Origin of the sequence: Burkholderia sp. 572 (genome assembly GCF_040545135.1) — a bacterium.
GTDB lineage: Bacteria > Pseudomonadota > Gammaproteobacteria > Burkholderiales > Burkholderiaceae > Burkholderia > Burkholderia cepacia.
Window position 1 is genome coordinate 129,512 of sequence record NZ_JBEPLH010000017.1, and the last position, 18,080, is coordinate 147,591.

Below are 18,080 nucleotides of genomic sequence, written 5' to 3' on the forward strand. Positions count from 1 at the left end.
GGATGGCGCGGGTTATGGCGAAGCGACGGGCAACGCGGCCGGCGCGGCGCGTCGGCGCGGCACTCGCGCTGGCGGTGGCGATGACGTGCGCGGGAGCCGGCATGGCCTCGCGCGCGCACGCCGCGGGTGCGGCTGGCGCGGCCGATGCGGGATGCGGCGCGGCGTGGCCGCGCTGGGACGCGTTCAAGCGCGATTTCATCTCGGCCGACGGCCGCGTGATCGACGTCGGCTCGGCCGATTCACGCACGGTGTCGGAGGGGCAGGCGTATGGACTCTTCTTCGCGCTGGTCGCGAACGACCGGCGCATGTTCGACACGATCCTCGCATGGACCGAGAACAATCTCGCGCAGGGCGACCTGAGCGCGCACCTGCCGGCGTGGCTGTGGGGCCGTGCGCCCGACGGCGCGTGGCGCGTGCTCGACGCGAACGCGGCGTCGGACGCCGACCTGTGGATCGCGTATGCACTCGTCGAGGCCGGACGGCTGTGGCACGAGCGCAGCTACACGGCGCGCGGCGCGCTGCTCGCGAAGCGCGTGCTCGACGACGAGACCGCGACCGTGCCGGGCCTCGGCCTCACGCTGCTGCCGGGGCCGACGGGGTTCAAGCTGGCCGACGGTCAGTGGCGTTTGAACCCGAGCTATTCGCCGCCGCAGGTGATCCGCGCGCTCGGCGCGCGCCTGCCCGACGACCGGCGCTGGGCCGCGCTCGCCGCCAGCACCGGCCGCGTGCTGCTCGACACGGCACCGAAGGGTTTTTCGCCCGACTGGGCGCTGTATCGCGCGGGCACGGGTTTCGGGCCCGATCGCGACACGCATGCGCAGAGCGCGTACAACGCGATCCGCGTGTACCTGTGGGCCGGCATGCTCGACCGCGCCGATCCGCTCGCCGCGCCGCTGCTCGCACGCTTTGCGCCGTTCGCCGACCATATCGCCGCGCATGGCGCGCCGCCCGAGAAGGTCGATACGACGACGGGCGTCGCGGGGCCGAACGACGGCAACGGCGGGTTTTCGGCGGCCGCCGTGCCGTTCCTCGACGCGCGCGGCCAGCGCGCGCTCGCCGATGCGCAGGCGGCGCGTGTCGATACGCTCGCGCGCCAGTCGGCGCCCGGTTACTTCACGAGCGTGCTGACGCTGTTCGGGCTCGGCTGGCGCGACGGACGCTACCGGTTCGGCGCGGACGGCACGCTCGACGCCCGCTGGGGAGGCCGCTCGTGCGCCGCCCGCTGAAGCGCGCCGCGCCGCACGTCGCGGGATTCGCGTGGCTCGCGTCGTCGGTGTGCGCGGCGGCGCCGGGCACCGCGCCGGGCACGACGATGGCATCCTCCGCGACGCCGGCGGCCGCCGCGTCCGCCGATGCGCAGCGCCAGCTCGAAACCGCGCGGATGTGGGGCGTCAAGCATCGCGACGACCTGGCGCGCGACGCGCTGCGCAAGGGGCTGCTGATCGCGCCGGGCGATCCCGAGCTGCTGGCCGAACAGGTTCGCGTGCTGCTGCGGCTCGGCGACGCGAAAGGCGCGCAGGCCTCGCTCGCGCGCCTGCAGGCACAGTCGCCGAATGCGCCCGCCACGCGGCGGGTCGCCGACGAATATCGCGTCGCGACGAGCGGGCGCGGCGAGATGGCGCAGATCCGTCTGCTCGCGCGCAGCGGCCGTGCCGACGAGGCGGCACGGCGGATCGTCGCGCTGTTTCCGAACGGTGCGCCGGAGGGCGCGCTCGGCGCCGAGTACTACCAGATCGTGTCGAATGCGCCGGGCGGGCGCGAGCCGGCGATCGCCGCGCTGCGCCGCGCGGTCGCGGCCGATCCGCAGGACACGAGCGCGGCGATGGCGCTCGTGCGGCTCCTGAACCAGCGTGCCGACACGCGGCCGGAGGCGAACCGGCTCGCGTGGGCGCTCGCGAAGCGCGCGGACGCCGACCATACGGAGGCAATGGCGCAGTGGCGGCGCGTGCTGCAGTCGGCCGGCAGCGATCCCGCGTATCTCGATGCGCTGCATGCGTACCTCGTGCTCGTGCCGGACGACACCGAATTCGTCGATCGCGCGGCGGCACTGGATCGCCAGCGCGACGCGCAGCGCCGGCTCGAGCGCAATCCCGACTACATCGCGCAGCAGCGCGGCCTGCAGGCGCTCGCGCGCGGCGACCTGGCCGGCGCCGATCCGCTGCTGACGCGCGCCGCGCGCGCACGCGCGGACGACGCCGACGCGATCGGCGGGCTCGGCCTGCTGCGCCTGCGCGAAGGGCGGCACGACGAGGCGCGCGCGCTGTTCACGCGCGCCGCGACGCTCGCGACCGACCAGCGCGGCAAATGGCAGGGCCTCGCGCGCACCGCGCAGTTCTGGGGGCTGCTCGCGCAAGGCCGCGCGGCGGCGGCCGCGGGACGTCCGCAGGACGCGGAGCGCGCAGCGCGTGCGGCACTCGCGATGCAGCCGGACAGTCCGGACGCGAAGCTGCAGCTTGCCGATGCGTTGCTCGCGCAGCGCGACTGGGCGCGCGCGGAGCCGTTGCTGCGCGAGCTGCTGGCCGCGCGTTCGCCGAGCCTCGCGGCCGTGCGCGATACGGCCGCGCTGTATCAGAACACCAGCCGCGCGGACCGGATCGGCCCGCTGCTCGACGCGCTGCAAGGCCGCGTGACGGGCCGCGACGGCCAGCACGCGCTCGACGGCCTGCGTGCCGACCTGCTCGCGGACCAGGCGCGCGCGCTGGCGGACAAGGGCGAACGCGGGCCCGCCGCGCAGCGCTACGAGGCGGCCGTGCGCGCGGCGCCCGACGCGCCGTGGACGCGCTTCGCGCTCGCGCGCCTCTATCGCGACATGGGGCTGCCGCAACTCGGCCGCACGGTGATGGACGACGGGCTCGCGCAAGGCGCGACGCCCGAGATGCGCTACGCGACCGCGCTGTATCGCAATTCGCTCGACGACGTGGCGGGCGCGCAGGCCACGCTCGCACCGGTCGACGACGCGCATCGTACGGACGGGATGCGCGCGCTCGCGCGCAAGCTCGATGCGCAACGCGCGCTGGCCGACGCACGCGATGCGCTCGCGCGCGGCGACCGCACGGCGTTCGCCGCGTCGCTCGCGCAGGCCCAGGCGAGCGCGCCGGACGATCCCGACATGCTCGCCGCGATCGGCGCGCAGTGGATCGACGCGGGCGAACCGGATCGCGGCCTCGCACCGTTGCACGACTGGATCGCCGCACACCCGCGTGAAGCCGATACGGACGTGCGGCTGCGCTATGGCGACCTGCTCGGCGGCGCGGGGCGCGACGACGCGCTTGCCGCGTGGCTCGACACGCTGCGCCGGGAACCGTCGCTGACGCCCGCGCAGACGGCGCGGATCGAGGACCAGTCGCTGCGGCTCGTGTTGCGGGAGACCGACGATGCGATCGCGCGGCAGGACTACGCGCAGGCGCGCAAGCTGCTCGATCGTGCGAGCCCGGCCGGCCGCGCGGACAAGCGTCATGCGCTCGAACGGGCCGATCTCGAACGCGCGCAAGGCCGTTACGACGCGGCGCGCGATGCGCTCGCGCCGGTCGTCGCGCGCACGCCGGACGATGCCGATACGCAGCTCGCGCTGGCACGCATCGACGAGGACAGCGGCAACCGTGCCGCCGCGCTGGCGCGCGTGCAGGCGGTGCTCGCGCGCACGCCGGACGACGACGTCGACACGCAACTGTCGGCCGTGCGCCGCCTGAACGCGCTGCGCCGCGCGGACGAAGCCGCGCAGGTGACCGACCGGCTGCATGCCGCATATCCGGCGCGCGCCGACGTGACGGTCGCGGCCGGGCGCGTGGCCGAGGCGCAGGGCCGCTATGACGACGCGGCGTCGCTGTACCGGTTGTCGCAGTCGCAGGAGCGCGCGACGGGCGTGAGCCCGGGCCGTGACGGCCTGACGCCCGCGCAGGCCGCGTTCGCGGATCTCGAGCAGCGGCGCAATCCCGAGATCGAGACCGGCTGGACGCCTGCGTACAAATCGGGCGACGAAGGCATCTCTTCGTATCGCGCGCAGCAGGTGCCGATCTACATGCAGATGCCGGTCCGCTACGACGGTCACGTGTTCGCGCAGATCGACACCGTGCATCTCGATCCGGGCACGCTCGATACGAGCAACCCGAATGCGTATTCGCTCAAGACGTTCGGCACGTTCGCGGCGCTCAGGGCGCGGAACGCGCTGACGCCCGCATCGATCGCGAATCCGCCGGGTTCGCTGCACCAGTCGACGACGGGCGTCGCGCTCGGCGCCGGCTATCTGTCGGACGCATGGCGCGTCGATCTCGGCACGTCGCCGCTCGGTTTTCCCGTGCATTACCTCGTCGGCGGTGTGCGCTATCGCTTCGACGCGGGCCCGGCCAGCTTCTCGGTGAACGCGTCGCGGCGGCCGGAAACGAGCAGCGTGCTGTCGTACGCGGGGATGCGCGACCCGTGGACGGGCGCGGTCTGGGGCGGCGTGCGCCGCGACGGCGTGAACCTGCGCGCGTCGGTCGACGTCGGCCGCACGAACCTGTTCGCGGAACTCGGCGCGGGCGTGCTGTCCGGCCGAAACGTCGAGCGCAACGCGGAAGTCACGCTGCGCACGGGCTTCACGGTGCCCGTATACGAGCGCGCGACGATGAAGGTCAGCACCGGGCTCGTCGGCAACGCGTGGCACTACGCGCAGAACCTGCGCTACTACACGTACGGGCAGGGCGGTTACTACAGCCCGCAGCGCTACCTGTCGCTCGGCGTGCCGATCGAATGGGCGGGGCGGCACGACGCGCTGTCGTGGGACCTGACCGTCACGGGCGGGATCTCGAACAGCTACGAGAAGGATTCGCTGTATTACCCGACGTTCTCGGACCAGCGGGCCGCGCAGGTGGCGGCCGGGTTCGTGTACGCGGGCAGCTCGACGCGCGGCGTGGCGTTCTCGTACGGCGTCAACGGGATCGTCGAGTATCGCGTGAACCCGCACCTGAGCGTCGGCGCGCAGCTGCACGTCGACCGGTCGCACGACTACGCGCCGAGTTCGGCGCTCGTGTACCTGCGCTATGCGTTCGATGCACGCGCGCAACGCAGCTGGCTCGTCACGCCGACACCCGTGCGGCTTTATTCGGATTACTAGGGGAACGCGCCGTGAATACGGAAATCGATGCCACCCGTCCCGCGCTCGGCGCCGCCGGCCTGCTGGGCCGTCTGCGTGCGCTGCTGGGCGCGGGGCCGGCCGGCGGTCGCGCCGGCACGGTGAGCCGGCTCGCGATCGACGGCTTGCCCGACGCGTGGACACAGCTGGAAGCCGGCGGCCTGTACGCGATCTACGCGGCCGGCGGTACGCCGGCCTGCGATGCGCTCGTGTGGGAGAGCGCACGGCAGGCGCGCACGCGCGACGTGACGATCGTGCTCGCGCGCGACGCGGCGCACGTTGCCGAGCAGATGCGGGCGCGCGGCTTCGCGGACGGCGCGCATCCGGCCGGCTGGCCGCGCAACCTGAACGTGCTCGCGATGCCGCCCGCGCCCGCGGCCGATCCGGCCGGCGGTGACGGCGCCGGCACCGGCACGGGCGCGACGGCCGACGCACCGCGCCGCGCGGCACCGGGCCCGTTCGCGCGGCTGACCGGCGGCCTGCGCGCGATGAAGCGTTACGGCTTTCGCGCACGCTCGCTGTATTTCGTCGAGGGCGCGCAGCGCTGGTTCAGCTGGGACGACCCGATCGCGCTCGCCGACGAGGCGCACGCACTCGCCGACTGGTGCCGCACGCGCCGGATCGCGCTCGTGCTGCTGCTCGATCCCGAAGCGAGCCGCGCGGACGACGCGGCACGCACCGACGATGCACCGCTCGTGCGCGACGCGGATCGCACGCCGCGCAGCGGTTTCCACGGTATCTGCTCGGGCGTCGCGCAGTTGCAGCGCACCCATGGCGAGCTGCTGTGGATCGTCGATTTCTGGCGCGCGGGCGATACGCTCGCGGCCGGCGAGGTACGGCCGCTGCGTTTCGCGCCGGGCGGCCGGCTGTCGGCGAGCATCGACGGCGGCGCGACCGAGCCGGCGAACCGGATGAAGCTCGCGAGCGACGAGGATCGCGTCGTCGTCAGCCGCGCGGTGCTCGACGGCACGAACCGCGCGCCGCAGGGCTGGGAAATCGTCGAGGACAACGCGGCCGTCGTTGCCGCCTGCGCGCGTGCCCAGGCCGCGACCGCGGTGCTCGCGTTCCATTCGCATGCGCAGCTCGAAGCGCTGTGCGCGGACGTGCACACGCTGCGCCGGCAGTGCGGCGGTGCGCTGAAGATCGCGGTCGTGGAGCGCGGCGAAGTGCTGCGCCAGCAGTTCGAGATGCTCGTGCTGAGCGTCGGCGCGAGCCGCGTCATCGCACGCGACCTGCCGGTATCGCGACTGCAGGGGGCCGTGCACGCACTGCGCGGCCAGCTCTATGCGCGGCCCGTCGCGGCCGACTATCGTGCGGCGCTCGCGGCCGCGCTCGGCGATTCGGTGCTCGGTTATCTGCCGGTCGGCGCGTTCTGCCTGCGGATTCGCGCGGTGCTCGATCGCGGCGCCGTGCTCGCGCTGCCGCACACGCTCGCGAAGATCGCGCTGCTGCCCGGCGTGTCGCACGTCGACGCGCTGCGGCATTGCCGCCCGCGCCGCGCGGGCGACGTCGTGACGGCCGATGCCGCGCACCTGTACGTGTTCCTGTTCGCGTGCGAACCGGCGGACGCGGAGGACGCGCTCGCGCGCATCTTCGACGTGCCGGTCGACACGCTGTCCGACCGCGTCGTGTGTCTCGGGCAGGGCAGCATCGATAGCGAACTCAACGCGCTGAAGGCCGAGAACCGGCGTGCGCCGATCGCCGACTACAGCGATTTGTTCGGGGCCGCGCAGCCGGCGGGCGCCAGTCGCGCCCCGCTCGCGCGCACCGGGCCGGGCGACGCGTTGCCCGACGCGAGCGAAGTGAGCGGTGCGATCGACGCGATCGATACGATTGTCGCGCTCGAGGCGATCGGTGCGACGCCGGCCGCCGCGGCCGCCGATGCTGCGGCGCCGGAACCCGTCATTCTCGCCGCGCGCAAGCGCAGCGCCATCCGCAGCGCGATGCCGCTGCGCAAGGAGGGGGTCGCATGATCGCCGAACTCGTCATCGGATTCATCGTCGGCATCGCGATCGCGGTGCCCGTGTGGATCGTCGCGCAGCATCTCGGCATCGGCCGCGGCTTTCATGCGCCGCGCGGGATCGACCGGCGTGACGCGGTGCCGTGCGAACTCGTGCCGGTCGCGCTGCGCGGGCGGCTGCTGCCCGACGCCGGGCGCGAGCGTGGCGAGCATGACGAACGTCACGGCGAGGCGGCCCGATGAAGACGATCGCGATTACGTCGACGACCGGGGGCGCGGGCCGCACGACGCTCACGGCCGCGCTCGCGGTGCTGCTGGCGCGCCGCGGCAGGCCGGTCGTCGCCGTCGAATTCGACGCGCAGAACCTGATGGGCGCGACGCTCGGCCTCGACACGCTGGCCGAGCACGGCCTCGCGCAGAGCGTGCTCGGCGGCGCCGAGCCGTGGCATGCGCACACGTGGCGCAACGCCGATGGCGTGCTGTTCGTGCCTTACGGGCAGGTCGACGCGGCCGGCGCGGCCGCATGCGATGCGCGGCTCGCGGCGGATCCGGCGTGGCTGTCGCGCGCGCTCGACGAGATCGCGTTGCCGGCCGACGGCGTCGTGCTGATCGACACCGCGCGTTATCCGTCGACGCAGGCCGAGCAGGCGATTCGCCGCGCGGACCTGACGCTCGTCGTCGTGCCGCCCGAGCCGGCCGCCTGCGCGACGACGGCCGCGCGGCTCGACGCGCTCGGGGCGGGCGGCGAACTGCACATCGTCGTGAACCGGCTGAATCCGGCGCGCGACATGCAGCGCGACGCGCTCGCGATGCTGCGTGCGGTCGCGGGGCCGGCGTCGATGCTCGAGCAGCGCATCCACGTCGATGCGGCCGTGCCCGAAGCGCTCGCGCGCGGCAGCTGGATCTTCGACGACGCACCGTATTCGCAGGCGTCGCACGACCTGAACGGCGTCGCGAACTGGGTCGATACCTGGCTGGCGGCACGCGCGGCCGTTCGCCGCGGAGCGGCGCGATGAACGCGCGCATCGCGCCGCGCCTGCGCGCGTTCGGACGCTGCACGGCCGACTGGATCGCGCGCGGCATCGGCTTGCCCGCGCAACGCACGCTGGTCGACTGGCTCGTGCGGCTGTTTTTCCACGCCCCGCCGCCCGGCCGGCCCGATCACGTGCGCCGCTGGGTGCGTGTCGCGTCGCTGCGGCTCGCGCAGGAGTGGGGCGTGCTGCAGCCGCTCAGCCCGCGCGAATGGCTGTGGCGCGCGATCGTTCGGGCGCCGCGCGCGGCCGACGGCCGCCCCGCGCGCGATCCGCTCGCCTGGTTCGACAAGACCGTCGTGCCCGTCTACGTGGCCGGGCGCGCGGTCGGCCGGCGCATCAACGCGTTGCTCGAGCGTCTGCCATGGGTGCGCTGGGGCGGCTGGCTCGATGCGCGCGCGAACGGCGTCGGCCGGCGCCGCTGGCTCGCGCCGCTGCTGCTGGTGGCCGGCGCACTGCTGTGGGCCGCGGCCGGGATGTCGCCGCTGATGCCCGGCGCGCAGTTCGCGTTCTTCGCGATCGTCGCGGTGCTGGCGCTCATGCTGCGCCGCCTGCCGGGCCATCTGCCGACGCTCGCGCTCGCGTCGCTCGCGCTGCTCGCGACGGTGCGCTACGTGTGGTGGCGCACCACGCAGACGCTCGATTTCCGCAGCCCCGTCGAGGCCATCGCGGGCTACCTGCTGTACGGCGCGGAAGCCTATACGTGGATGATCCTGCTGCTCGGCTTCGTGCAGACCGCGTGGCCGCTCGACCGGCCGATCGTGCCGCTGCCCGACGATCCCGACACCTGGCCGACCGTCGACATCTACATCCCGACCTACAACGAGCCGCTGTCGGTCGTGAAGCCGACGGTATTCGCCGCGCAGAGCATCGACTGGCCGAGCGCGAAGCTGCGCGTGTACCTGCTCGACGACGGCCGGCGCCCCGAGTTCGCGGCGTTCGCGGCCGAGGCCGGCATCGACTACCTGACGCGCGACGACAACCGCCACGCGAAGGCCGGCAACATCAACCGCGCGCTGCCGAAGACGCACGGCGAATACATCGCGATCTTCGACTGCGATCACGTGCCGACGCGCTCGTTCCTGCAGACGACGATGGGCGTGTTCCTGCGCGACCCGAAGTGCGCGCTGGTGCAGACGCCGCACCATTTCTTCTCGCCCGATCCGTTCGAGCGCAACCTCGGCACGTTCCGCGAGATCCCGAACGAGGGCAACCTGTTCTACGGCCTGGTGCAGTCGGGCAACGACCTGTGGAACGCGACGTTCTTCTGCGGCTCGTGCGCGGTGCTCAAGCGCAGCGCGCTGGAAGAGGTGGGCGGCGTCGCGGTCGAGACGGTGACCGAGGATGCGCACACGGCGCTCAAGCTGCACCGGCGCGGCTATACGTCGGCGTACCTGCCGACCGTGCAGGCGGCCGGCCTCGCGACCGAAAGCCTCGCGGGCCACGTGAAGCAGCGCACGCGCTGGGCGCGCGGGATGGCGCAGATCTTCCGCATCGACAACCCGTTCCTCGGGCGCGGGCTCGGCCTGATCCAGCGGATCTGCTACGGCAACGCGATGCTGCACTTCTTCTACGGGATTCCGCGGCTCGTGTTCCTGACGATCCCGCTCGCGTACCTGTTCTTCCACCTGTACTTCATCAACGCGTCGTCGCTCGCGCTCGCGAGCTACGTGATCCCGTACCTGGTGCTCGCGAACGTCGCGAACTCGCGGATGCAGGGGCGCTACCGCCATTCGTTCTGGGCCGAGGTCTACGAGTCGGTGCTCGCGTGGTACATCGCGCTGCCGACCACCGTCGCGTTCTTCAGCCCGAAGCACGGCAAGTTCAACGTGACCGACAAGGGCGGCAAGATCGACGAAGGCTACGTCGACTGGTCGACGTCGAAGCCGTATCTCGTGCTGTTCGGGCTGAACGTGCTCGCGATCCTCGCCGGCATCTGGCGGCTCGTGGCCGACCAGGGCGACGAGGCGTCGACGATCCTGATCACGCTCGGCTGGACCGTGTACAACCTCGCGATGCTCGGCGCCGCGCTCGCCGTCGCGCGCGAGACCAAGCAGGTGCGCGTCACCCACCGGATCGCGATGCGCGTGCCGGCCACGCTGCTGCTCGCCGACGGCTCGACGGCCGCATGCTTCACGAGCGACTACTCGACCGGCGGCCTGGGCCTCGAAGCGGTGCCGGGGCTCCCGGTCGCCGTCGGCGACACGCTGACGGTGTGCGTGACGCGCGGCGACCGGCCGTTCCCGTTTCCGGTGCGCGTGAGCCGCGTGACGCCGACCCATGTCGGCGTGAGCTTCGAGGAACTGACGCTCGAACAGGGGCGCCAGCTCGTGCAATGCACGTTCGGGCGCGCGGACGCGTGGCTCGACTGGCACGAAGGCCAGCGCGTCGACACGCCGCTCCGCGGGCTGAAGGAAGTGCTGCGCATCGGCCTGGACGGCTATGTACGGATGTGGAAGGGTGCGGCGCGCGGCCTGCAGGCCATGCTGGCGCCGAAACTCGATCGGGCGCGCGACTGACGCGCGCTCATCATGGAGTGGGTTAGATGACGTTCTGGAATCTGTATTTCATCCTGAAGTTCGCGCTGTTCGCGACCGGGCACCTGCAGCCGTTCTGGCTCGCGAACCTCGCGTTTGCGGTGGCGCTCGCGATGAGCGCGCCGATCCGGCGGCGTGCGTGGCGCATCGTCCGGCAGGTCGTCGCGATCGCGATCGCGGTGCCGCTGCTCGCGCGCGAGCTGCATGCGCCGCCGCTTGCCCGTCTCGCCGAGGCCGCGCGGGAAGTCAGCACGTTCCGCCTCGACTACTGGATGGAGCTGCTGCCGCGCCTGCTGCCGCCCGTGCTGGTGCTGACGGTGGCCGGCGTGCTGATCGTCTACTTCATCGTCAACCGCTGGCTGCGCGTCGCGACCTTCGTGCTGGCCGTGCTGGTCGTGATGCCGCTGTGGCAGGCCGGCAGCGGGCTGATGGCGCGTGTCGTCGCGCCGCTTCCGCAGCAGGCGAACGCGGCGGGCACGACGCTCGCCGGCCAGCCCGAGGACCACAATGCCGCGCTCGCGACGTTCCGCACGCAGGAGTCGCAGCGACAGGTCGCGTTCGGCCACCTCGGCAGCGATCCGGCCACACAGTTCGACGTGATCGTGCTGCACATCTGCTCGCTGTCGTGGGACGACCTCGATGCCGCGAAGGCGCGCAACCATCCGATGCTGAGCCATTTCGACTACCTGTTCTCGAACTTCAGCACGGCCGCGAGCTACAGCGGCCCGGCGGCGATCCGCGTGCTGCGCGCGAGCTGCGGGCAGGAAGCGCACGCCGATCTGTACAAACCCGCGCCGCAGCAGTGCCACCTGTTCTCGCAACTGGCGAGCGCCGGTTACTCGGTGCAGTCGCTGCTGAACCACGACGGCCACTTCGACAATTTCCTGCAGGTGATTCACGACAACATCGGCGTGGCCGACGCGCCGATGATCTCGAACGCAGCCGCGCCCGTTGCGATGCACGCGTTCGACGGCTCGGCGATCAAGGACGACTACACGACGCTCGCGAACTGGTATGCGCAGCGCGCGTCGGTGCAAGGCCCGGTCGCGCTGTACTACAACACCATCAGCCTGCACGACGGCAACCGGATCGTCGGCAGTTCGCTGACGAGCATCGACTCGTATCCGCAGCGCGTGACGAAGATGATGAACGACTTCGACCGCCTCGCCGACCTGATCGCGCAATCGGGCCGCCGTGCGGTGATCGTGTTCGTGCCCGAGCACGGCGCCGCGCTGCGCGGCGACAAGTACCAGGTCGCGGGCCTGCGCGAGATCCCGACGCCGCGCATCGTGCACGGGCCGGTGGGCGTGCGGCTCGTCGGCTTTGCCGGCAATCACGGCGCGACGACCGTGATCGACCAGCCGACCAGCTTCCTCGCGCTCGCGCAACTGCTGTCGAACCTCGTGTCGAACAGCCCGTTCAAGCCGGGCACGACGCTCGCGCAATACGCGGCCGACCTGCCGCGTACGCGGATGGTCGGCGAGAACGAGGGCACGGTGACGATGCAGACGGCCGAGGGTTACTCGGTGAAAACTCCGGATGGCGTATGGATCGACGAACAGTAATGCTGCACGGTGACGGCGACGACGATCGCCTGTCGCAACCGAACGACGTGCTCGGCCTCGCCCGGCATCTGCCCGCGCTCGATCCCGGGCGTTACGTCGACGAGCAGGCGCGCCGCGCGTTCATCGAGTCGCTCGACCGCTGGCCGACACTGGCGAAGCTGATGGGATTGAAACCGTCGACGTAACACGGACGGGACGACGGCCGGCATGCGTGCCGGCCGTCGGTTGCCTGCGGGCGATCCTGCCTATTGGGCCTATTGGGCCTGTTGTGCCTGTTGCGCCTTGCGTTCCGGCTGGCGCGTCCATTCGTTTTCTTCGCCCGGCACCTTGCCGAAGGTCTGGTCGGCCCACGCGGCGCGGGCCGCGTCGATCTTCGCGCGCGTGCTCGACACGAAATTCCATTCGATGAAACGCTCGCCCGGCAGGTGCGCACCGCCGAGCAGCATCACGCGTGCGCCGCTTGCGCTGGCGAGCGCCACGGTCGCGCCGGGTTCGAGCACGGCCATCGTCGCGGGCGCGAGCGGCGTGCCGTCGATGGCGAGGTCGCCGTCGACCAGGTACACGCCGCGTTCCTCATGTTCGGCATCGAGCGCGAGCGTGCCGCCTGCCGCGAATTCCGCATACGCATAGAGCGTCGGCGAGAACACGGCGACCGGCGACGCGAGCCCGAACGCGGTACCCGCGATCACGCGCACGGTCGTGCCGTCACGCGTGAACGACGGTAGCGTGTCGGCCGGATGATGGACGAACGCGGGCGTGGTGTCTTCATGCTCGACCGGCAGCGCGACCCAGGTCTGGATCCCGTGCACCGGCTGCTCGCGCGGCCGGTCTTCGTCGGGCGAGCGCTCCGAATGCACGATGCCGCGGCCGGCCGTCATCCAGTTCACGTCGCCCGGCACGATCTTCTGCCGGAAGCCGAGGCTGTCGTGATGCATCAGCGAGCCGTCGAACAGGTAGGTGACGGTCGCGAGGCCGATGTGCGGATGCGGCAGCACGTCGATGCCGCGGCCGGCCGGCAGTACGGCCGGCCCCATCTCGTCGAAGAAGATGAACGGGCCGACGAGGCGTGCGGCGCGCGCGGGCAGCACGCGGCGCACGACGAGGTTGCCGATGTCGCTTTCGCGCGGCGTGAGCAGGGTCTTGATCGAGGCGGACATGGTGGGGATTCTCGTGGTCGGTGCGGGGCGCGTCAGGCGATCGCCGTGTCGATGGTGATCGGATGCGAGAGGATCTTGTGCACCGGGCATGCGTTCGCGATCTGCAGCAGGCGTTCGCGCTGTTCGCCGGACAGGTCGCCGTCGAGCGTGATGCGGCGCACGATCGTGCTGCCCGCGCTGCCCGATTCGTGCGCGAGCTTCACGTGCACTTCGGCGAGCGGCCAGCCCTTGCGTTGCGCATACATCTTCAGCGTGATCGCGGTGCATGCGCCGAGGCTCGACAGCAGCAGCGCGACGGGCGTCGGCGCGGTGTCGCCGCCGCCGAGCGGCGTGGGCTCGTCGGCGCGCCACTGGTGGACGCCGTCGGTGAAGTGGACGAGGTAATCGACGGCGCCGATGCTTGCTTCGACGGACAGTTCGCTCATTGCAGTTCCATAAGGAGAAAGGGGGAGGCGGCGGCTTGGCCGGGCTTCAGGGTTCGAGCAGGCGCTGCAGGCGCAGCTCCTCGAAATCGAGTTCCGATTCGATCCGGTGCAGCACCGTGTCGTCGACCTTGCCGTCGCGATGCAGGTCGAGCAGCGCACGGCGCGACACGCCGACGAGGTCGAGTTCGACGCGCAGCATGCGCGCCCGCACGTTGGCCGGTTCGGTGCCATGACGATGCGCGCGTTCGTTGAAGGTCACGCGGTTCCGGTATTCGGCGAGCAGGCGGTCGAGCGAAGGGCGTTCGAGGCTCGACCCGCGCTGTTCGAGCGCGTCGAGTTCGGCGAGCGCCGCGCCGAACGTGTGCGCGCGCACGGCATGTTCGGACATCGTGTGCCGCGCGGCCGGGCGCAGCTTCAGTACGCGGATCAGCGGCGCGAGCGTGCCGCCCTGCACGACGAGCGTCGCGATGATCAGCAGGAACGTGCTGAACAGGATCAGGTCGCGGCCGGGGAAGGTGGCCGGCAGTGCGATCGCGGCCGCGAGGCTCACGACACCGCGCATGCCCGACCAGCCGAGCACGACGGCTTCGCGCCACGACCACGGAGCGTGGCCCGCGCGCGGCGCGCGCAGGCGGCCCGGCAGCCACATCGCGACGAACACCCACACGAGGCGCGCGCCGATCGCGGCGGCGGTGGCGGGCAGCGCGACGCGCAGGCCGGCCATCAGCACCGCGCCTTCGTGGTTCACGCGTGCGAGGATCGCGTGCAGCGCGAGGCCGATCAGGATGAACACGAGCGCGTCGAGCACGAACACGATCGCTTCCCAGGTCGCCTTCGCCTTGATCCGCATGTCGGCGTCGAACACGCGATGCTGGCGCACGCCGAGCACGAGGCCGCAGGTCACCACCGACAGCACGCCCGAGCCGTCGACGGCTTCCGCGATCCCGTAGCTGCCCCACGCCATCGCGAAGGTCACGACGATGCCGAGCATCGGGTCGCGCAGGCGCGGCAGCACCCAGCACATCGCATGGCCGCACGCGAGGCCGACCGCGATGCCGATCAGCGTCAGCGAGAAGAACAGGCCGGTGGCGCTGGCGGCCGTGATCGATACCGCCAGCGCGGCCGACACGGCCATCTGGTACAGCAGCAGACCCGACGCATCGTTGACGAGGCTCTCGCCTTCGAGCACCGCGACGAGCCGCGCGGGCAGCGGGTGGCGCTGCAGGATGGCCTTCGCGGCAACCGCGTCGGGCGGCGACACGATCGCGCCGAGCGTGAAGCAGGCGGCCCACGGCAGCGCCGGGTTCACGGCATGCACGGCGAGCGCGACCGCGACGGTGGTGAACACCACCGCGCCGAGTGCGAGCGACGCGATCGATGCGAGCTCCTGCCGGAATTCCTTCCACGCGGTGTAGAACCCGCTCGACATCAGCAGCGGCGGCAGCACGGCCACGAGCAGCAGCGCCGGGTCCATGTCGGGCACACGCTTGCCGGCGACCGCGACCACGCAGCCGCCGAGCAGCAGCACGACGGCCGGCGGAATCGAGATGCGTTCGGCGAGCCACGTGAGCGCGCCCGCGCCGCAGATCAACAGCAGCAGGTAATGAAACAGTTCGACGTTGGTCATGAGCCTGGCGTCACGACGGCTTGCGGTCGTTGGCGGCGCCGCCCGGCAGCGTACCGAACATGTGCTGGCTGCATTGTGCGTCGCGCCATGCGGTATTGAGCCGGTGGCCGGACAGCATCCGGCGCGCGAGCGGCAGGATCTGTTCGCCGGCCAGCATGCCGAGCAGGCCGAGGAGCGCGATGATCGGCGGCGCCGGCGAATTCACGCCGAGCGCGCCGTAGATGACACCGGCGAGGATGCCGGCGAACAGCGACAGAAAATACGGTTTCATGATGAAAACCTCTCGTGATAGGCTGATCGGGCGCGAAGGCGGTGCCTTCAATGTGCTGGAAGCGTATCGGGTTTACGTGCGGAAAAAAAGGGCGGACAGCCCTCGGAGACCCCCTCTTTCGGAATTCGATCGATTCCATTTCTTGGATGTTCGAGCCGCGACTTTTCCGATTAAATGGCTGCAACCGGAACACGCCAACCCGGGGCAACGCACAGCCGGCTCCTCCGCCATCCCGGTCGAGGCAAGCCTTGAACGTTTCCAGACCAAAGGATGATTCGCGCCATGAGCAACGCCAAACTTGAAGTCCTCACTCCCCACAATAGCCAGATCATCTTCATCGACCAGCAGCCGCAGATGGCGTTCGGCGTGCAGTCGATCGATCGCCAGACGCTGAAGAACAACGTCGTCGGGCTCGCCAAGGCCGCGAAGGCATTCAACATCCCCACCACGATCACGACGGTCGAAAGCGACAGCTTCTCGGGTTACACCTACCCCGAACTGCTCGACGTGTTCCCGAACCAGAAGACGCTCGAACGCACGTCGATGAACTCGTGGGACGACCAGAAGGTGCGCGACGCGCTGGCCGCGAACGGCCGCAAGAAGGTGGTCGTGTCGGGCCTGTGGACGGAGGTCTGCAACACGACGTTCGCGCTCTGCGCGATGCTCGAAGGCGACTACGAGATCTACATGGTGGCCGACGCGTCGGGCGGCACGTCGAAGGACGCGCACGACTACGCGATGCAGCGGATGATCCAGGCCGGCGTCGTGCCGGTCACCTGGCAGCAGGTCGCGCTCGAATGGCAGCGCGACTGGGCGCGCCGCGACACCTACGACGCTGTGATGGCGATCGCGAAGGAACACTCGGGCGCGTACGGGATGGGTGTCGACTACGCGTACACGATGGTCCACAAGGCTGCCCAGCGCACCGCGACGCCGCACGAGTCGATTCCGGCCGTGCCGGCGAAGTAACCGGCCGCATGCTGCCGACCGGTCAGACGGGCGGCAGCGCCCACGGCGCGTGCGACAGGTGTTCGACGAGAAAGTCGAGCAACGCCGTCACGCGCGCGGCGCGCAGCATGCCGGGCGGCGTGACGAGGTTGACGTTGATATCGGGAATCTTCCAGTCATGCATCACTTCCTCGAGCGCGCCGCTTTGCAACTCGTTCCACACCAGGAACGACGGCTGCAGCGCAAGGCCCTGGCCGGCGATCAGCGCGGGGCAGAGCACGTCGGCGTTGTTCGCGCGAATGCGCCCGCGCACCGGCACGCCGAATTCCTCGCCCGACGTCTTGTGGCGGAAGCGCCAGTATTCGGGCGTCGGAATGTTCGTGTAGGTCAGGCATACGTGCTGGTCGAGTTCGTTCGGATGAGTCGGCCGGCCGTGCCGGTCGAGATACGCGGGCGACGCGACGAGCGGCCGGCGCACCGCGCACAGGCGGCGCGCACGCAGCGACGAATCGTTCAGTTCGGCGATCCGGATCGCGACGTCGAAGCCGCCGGACACGATGTCGACGAAGTGGTCGGTCAGCACGAGGTCGACGTCGACGCGCGGATAGCGCTCGAGAAACGCGGGCAACAGCGGCGCGAGATTGCACAGGCCGTAGGACATTGGCGCGTTCACGCGCACGAGGCCGTGCGGTTCGAGCGCATGCGCGGAGGCTTCGCCTTCGATCAGCTCGGCATCGGCGAGCAGCCGGATCGCGCGATCGCGCAGCAGCTCGCCGGTCGGCGTGAGCGACAGCTTGCGCGACGTGCGGTACAGCAGCATCGCGCCGAGGCGCTTTTCCAGGCGGGCGATCGCTTTCGACACGGTCGGTTGCGATACGCCGAGCAGGTCGGCGGCCTTGGCGAACGAACCGGTCTCGGCGACGCGCGCGAAGATGGCCCAGGCTTCGAGATCGGGAAGATGTTGCATGGCTGGAAGGCGTGGCGGGCAAGCGAAGCGGGTGGGGCGGCAGCGGATCGCGCCGCGTGCGCATGGCGCCCGTGCGGGCGGAAATGCGGGTCATTCTAATCCAGTCGTGAGGAGCGTATGGAATCGTATGTCGTTTCATTGGGTGCCGGCATGCTGGTCGGCGTCATGTACAGCGTGGTCAAGGTGCGCTCGCCCGCACCGCCGCTGATTGCCCTGGTCGGGCTGGCCGGCATGCTGGCCGGCGTCGCGGCCGTCGCACCGGTCCGTCACTGGCTCGGTTTCTGACTGGATCGAGGACACATTGATGAACGCACCCGCCACTCAACCGGATCTGATCCTTCACAACGGAAGGTTCACGACCCTCGACCGCGCGAACCCCGTCGCGACCGCCGTCGCAATCAAGGACGGCCGCTTCGTCGCGGTCGGCCACGACGCGGACGTGATGCCGCTCGCGGGCCGCGCGACGAAGGTCGTCGATCTCG

At 71.0% G+C, this 18,080-nt stretch carries 16 protein-coding genes; 11 read left to right on the forward strand and 5 right to left on the reverse strand.

Annotation, left to right across the window (positions count from 1 at the left end; all coding sequences use genetic code 11):
• The first annotated feature begins 2 nt into the window (after positions 1–2).
• The 8 genes from bcsZ to ABIC51_RS28985 are packed head-to-tail and all read left to right on the forward strand — an operon-like array spanning position 3 to position 12,388.
• Positions 3–1,226: a cellulose synthase complex periplasmic endoglucanase BcsZ gene (gene bcsZ / locus ABIC51_RS28950; RefSeq protein WP_175854063.1), complete on the forward strand. Its 1,224-nt coding sequence runs from the start codon at positions 3–5 to the stop codon at positions 1,224–1,226.
• Positions 1,211–5,092 (forward strand): cellulose synthase subunit BcsC-related outer membrane protein, encoded by a 3,882-nt coding sequence (locus ABIC51_RS28955; protein ID WP_175854061.1) that lies wholly within the window; start codon positions 1,211–1,213, stop codon positions 5,090–5,092. The genes bcsZ and ABIC51_RS28955 overlap by 16 nt, the downstream gene beginning before the upstream one ends.
• Before the next feature lie 11 nt (positions 5,093–5,103).
• A complete protein-coding gene (gene bcsE, locus ABIC51_RS28960) occupies positions 5,104–7,083 on the forward strand; it encodes a cellulose biosynthesis protein BcsE (protein ID WP_175854059.1) in 1,980 nt (659 codons plus the stop codon).
• Positions 7,080–7,313, forward strand: a complete 234-nt coding sequence (locus ABIC51_RS28965) for a hypothetical protein (protein WP_027787777.1) — start codon at positions 7,080–7,082, stop codon at positions 7,311–7,313. Before bcsE ends, ABIC51_RS28965 begins: the two co-directional genes overlap by 4 nt.
• A complete protein-coding gene (bcsQ, locus tag ABIC51_RS28970; RefSeq protein ID WP_027787776.1) occupies positions 7,310–8,086 on the forward strand; it encodes a cellulose biosynthesis protein BcsQ in 777 nt (258 codons plus the stop codon). The genes ABIC51_RS28965 and bcsQ overlap by 4 nt, the downstream gene beginning before the upstream one ends.
• Positions 8,083–10,620, forward strand: coding sequence for a UDP-forming cellulose synthase catalytic subunit (gene bcsA, locus ABIC51_RS28975; RefSeq protein ID WP_175854057.1), 2,538 nt, complete (start codon positions 8,083–8,085; stop codon positions 10,618–10,620). Before bcsQ ends, bcsA begins: the two co-directional genes overlap by 4 nt.
• Positions 10,621–10,646: 26 nt before the next feature.
• Positions 10,647–12,203, forward strand: coding sequence for a cellulose biosynthesis protein BcsG (gene bcsG, locus ABIC51_RS28980; RefSeq protein ID WP_060312201.1), 1,557 nt, complete (start codon positions 10,647–10,649; stop codon positions 12,201–12,203).
• Positions 12,185–12,388, forward strand: a complete 204-nt coding sequence (locus ABIC51_RS28985; RefSeq protein ID WP_027787773.1) for a hypothetical protein — start codon at positions 12,185–12,187, stop codon at positions 12,386–12,388. The genes bcsG and ABIC51_RS28985 overlap by 19 nt, the downstream gene beginning before the upstream one ends.
• Before the next feature lie 69 nt (positions 12,389–12,457).
• Here the strand turns inward: ABIC51_RS28985 and ABIC51_RS28990 are convergent, their stop codons facing one another.
• From ABIC51_RS28990 to ABIC51_RS29005, 4 genes are read right to left on the reverse strand one after another with little or no spacing between them, the layout of a single operon-like run.
• Positions 12,458–13,360: a pirin family protein gene (locus ABIC51_RS28990; protein WP_059695728.1), complete on the reverse strand. Its 903-nt coding sequence runs from the start codon at positions 13,358–13,360 to the stop codon at positions 12,458–12,460.
• Between the two features lie 32 nt (positions 13,361–13,392).
• Positions 13,393–13,785 (reverse strand): OsmC family protein, encoded by a 393-nt coding sequence (locus tag ABIC51_RS28995; RefSeq protein ID WP_021160831.1) that lies wholly within the window; start codon positions 13,783–13,785, stop codon positions 13,393–13,395.
• Positions 13,786–13,831: 46 nt separating this feature from the next.
• The gene (locus ABIC51_RS29000; RefSeq protein WP_027787771.1) at positions 13,832–15,412 is read right to left on the reverse strand and encodes a cation:proton antiporter; all 1,581 of its coding nucleotides are present in this window, start codon (positions 15,410–15,412) and stop codon (positions 13,832–13,834) included.
• A gap of 10 nt (positions 15,413–15,422) precedes the next feature.
• The gene (locus ABIC51_RS29005; RefSeq protein WP_027787770.1) at positions 15,423–15,683 is read right to left on the reverse strand and encodes a DUF1427 family protein; all 261 of its coding nucleotides are present in this window, start codon (positions 15,681–15,683) and stop codon (positions 15,423–15,425) included.
• On the opposite strand from ABIC51_RS29005, the gene ABIC51_RS29010 reads away from it, so the two are divergent.
• Together ABIC51_RS29010 and ABIC51_RS29015 are read left to right on the forward strand one after the other, a co-directional pair.
• Positions 15,682–15,957, forward strand: a complete 276-nt coding sequence (locus tag ABIC51_RS29010) for a hypothetical protein (protein WP_124546985.1) — start codon at positions 15,682–15,684, stop codon at positions 15,955–15,957. The genes ABIC51_RS29005 and ABIC51_RS29010 overlap by 2 nt on opposite strands.
• An 8-nt stretch (positions 15,958–15,965) precedes the next feature.
• Positions 15,966–16,652 carry a hydrolase gene (locus tag ABIC51_RS29015; RefSeq protein WP_027787769.1) on the forward strand — a complete coding sequence of 229 codons (687 nt, stop codon included), beginning with the start codon at positions 15,966–15,968 and terminating at the stop codon, positions 16,650–16,652.
• A 22-nt stretch (positions 16,653–16,674) separates the two neighbouring features.
• Here the strand turns inward: ABIC51_RS29015 and ABIC51_RS29020 are convergent, their stop codons facing one another.
• Positions 16,675–17,598, reverse strand: a complete 924-nt coding sequence (locus tag ABIC51_RS29020; RefSeq protein ID WP_119338882.1) for a LysR family transcriptional regulator — start codon at positions 17,596–17,598, stop codon at positions 16,675–16,677.
• Between the two features lie 117 nt (positions 17,599–17,715).
• Between ABIC51_RS29020 and ABIC51_RS29025 the strand changes: the two genes are divergently transcribed.
• Positions 17,716–17,883: a DUF1427 family protein gene (locus tag ABIC51_RS29025; protein ID WP_021160826.1), complete on the forward strand. Its 168-nt coding sequence runs from the start codon at positions 17,716–17,718 to the stop codon at positions 17,881–17,883.
• The last annotated feature ends 197 nt before the right edge of the window (positions 17,884–18,080 follow it).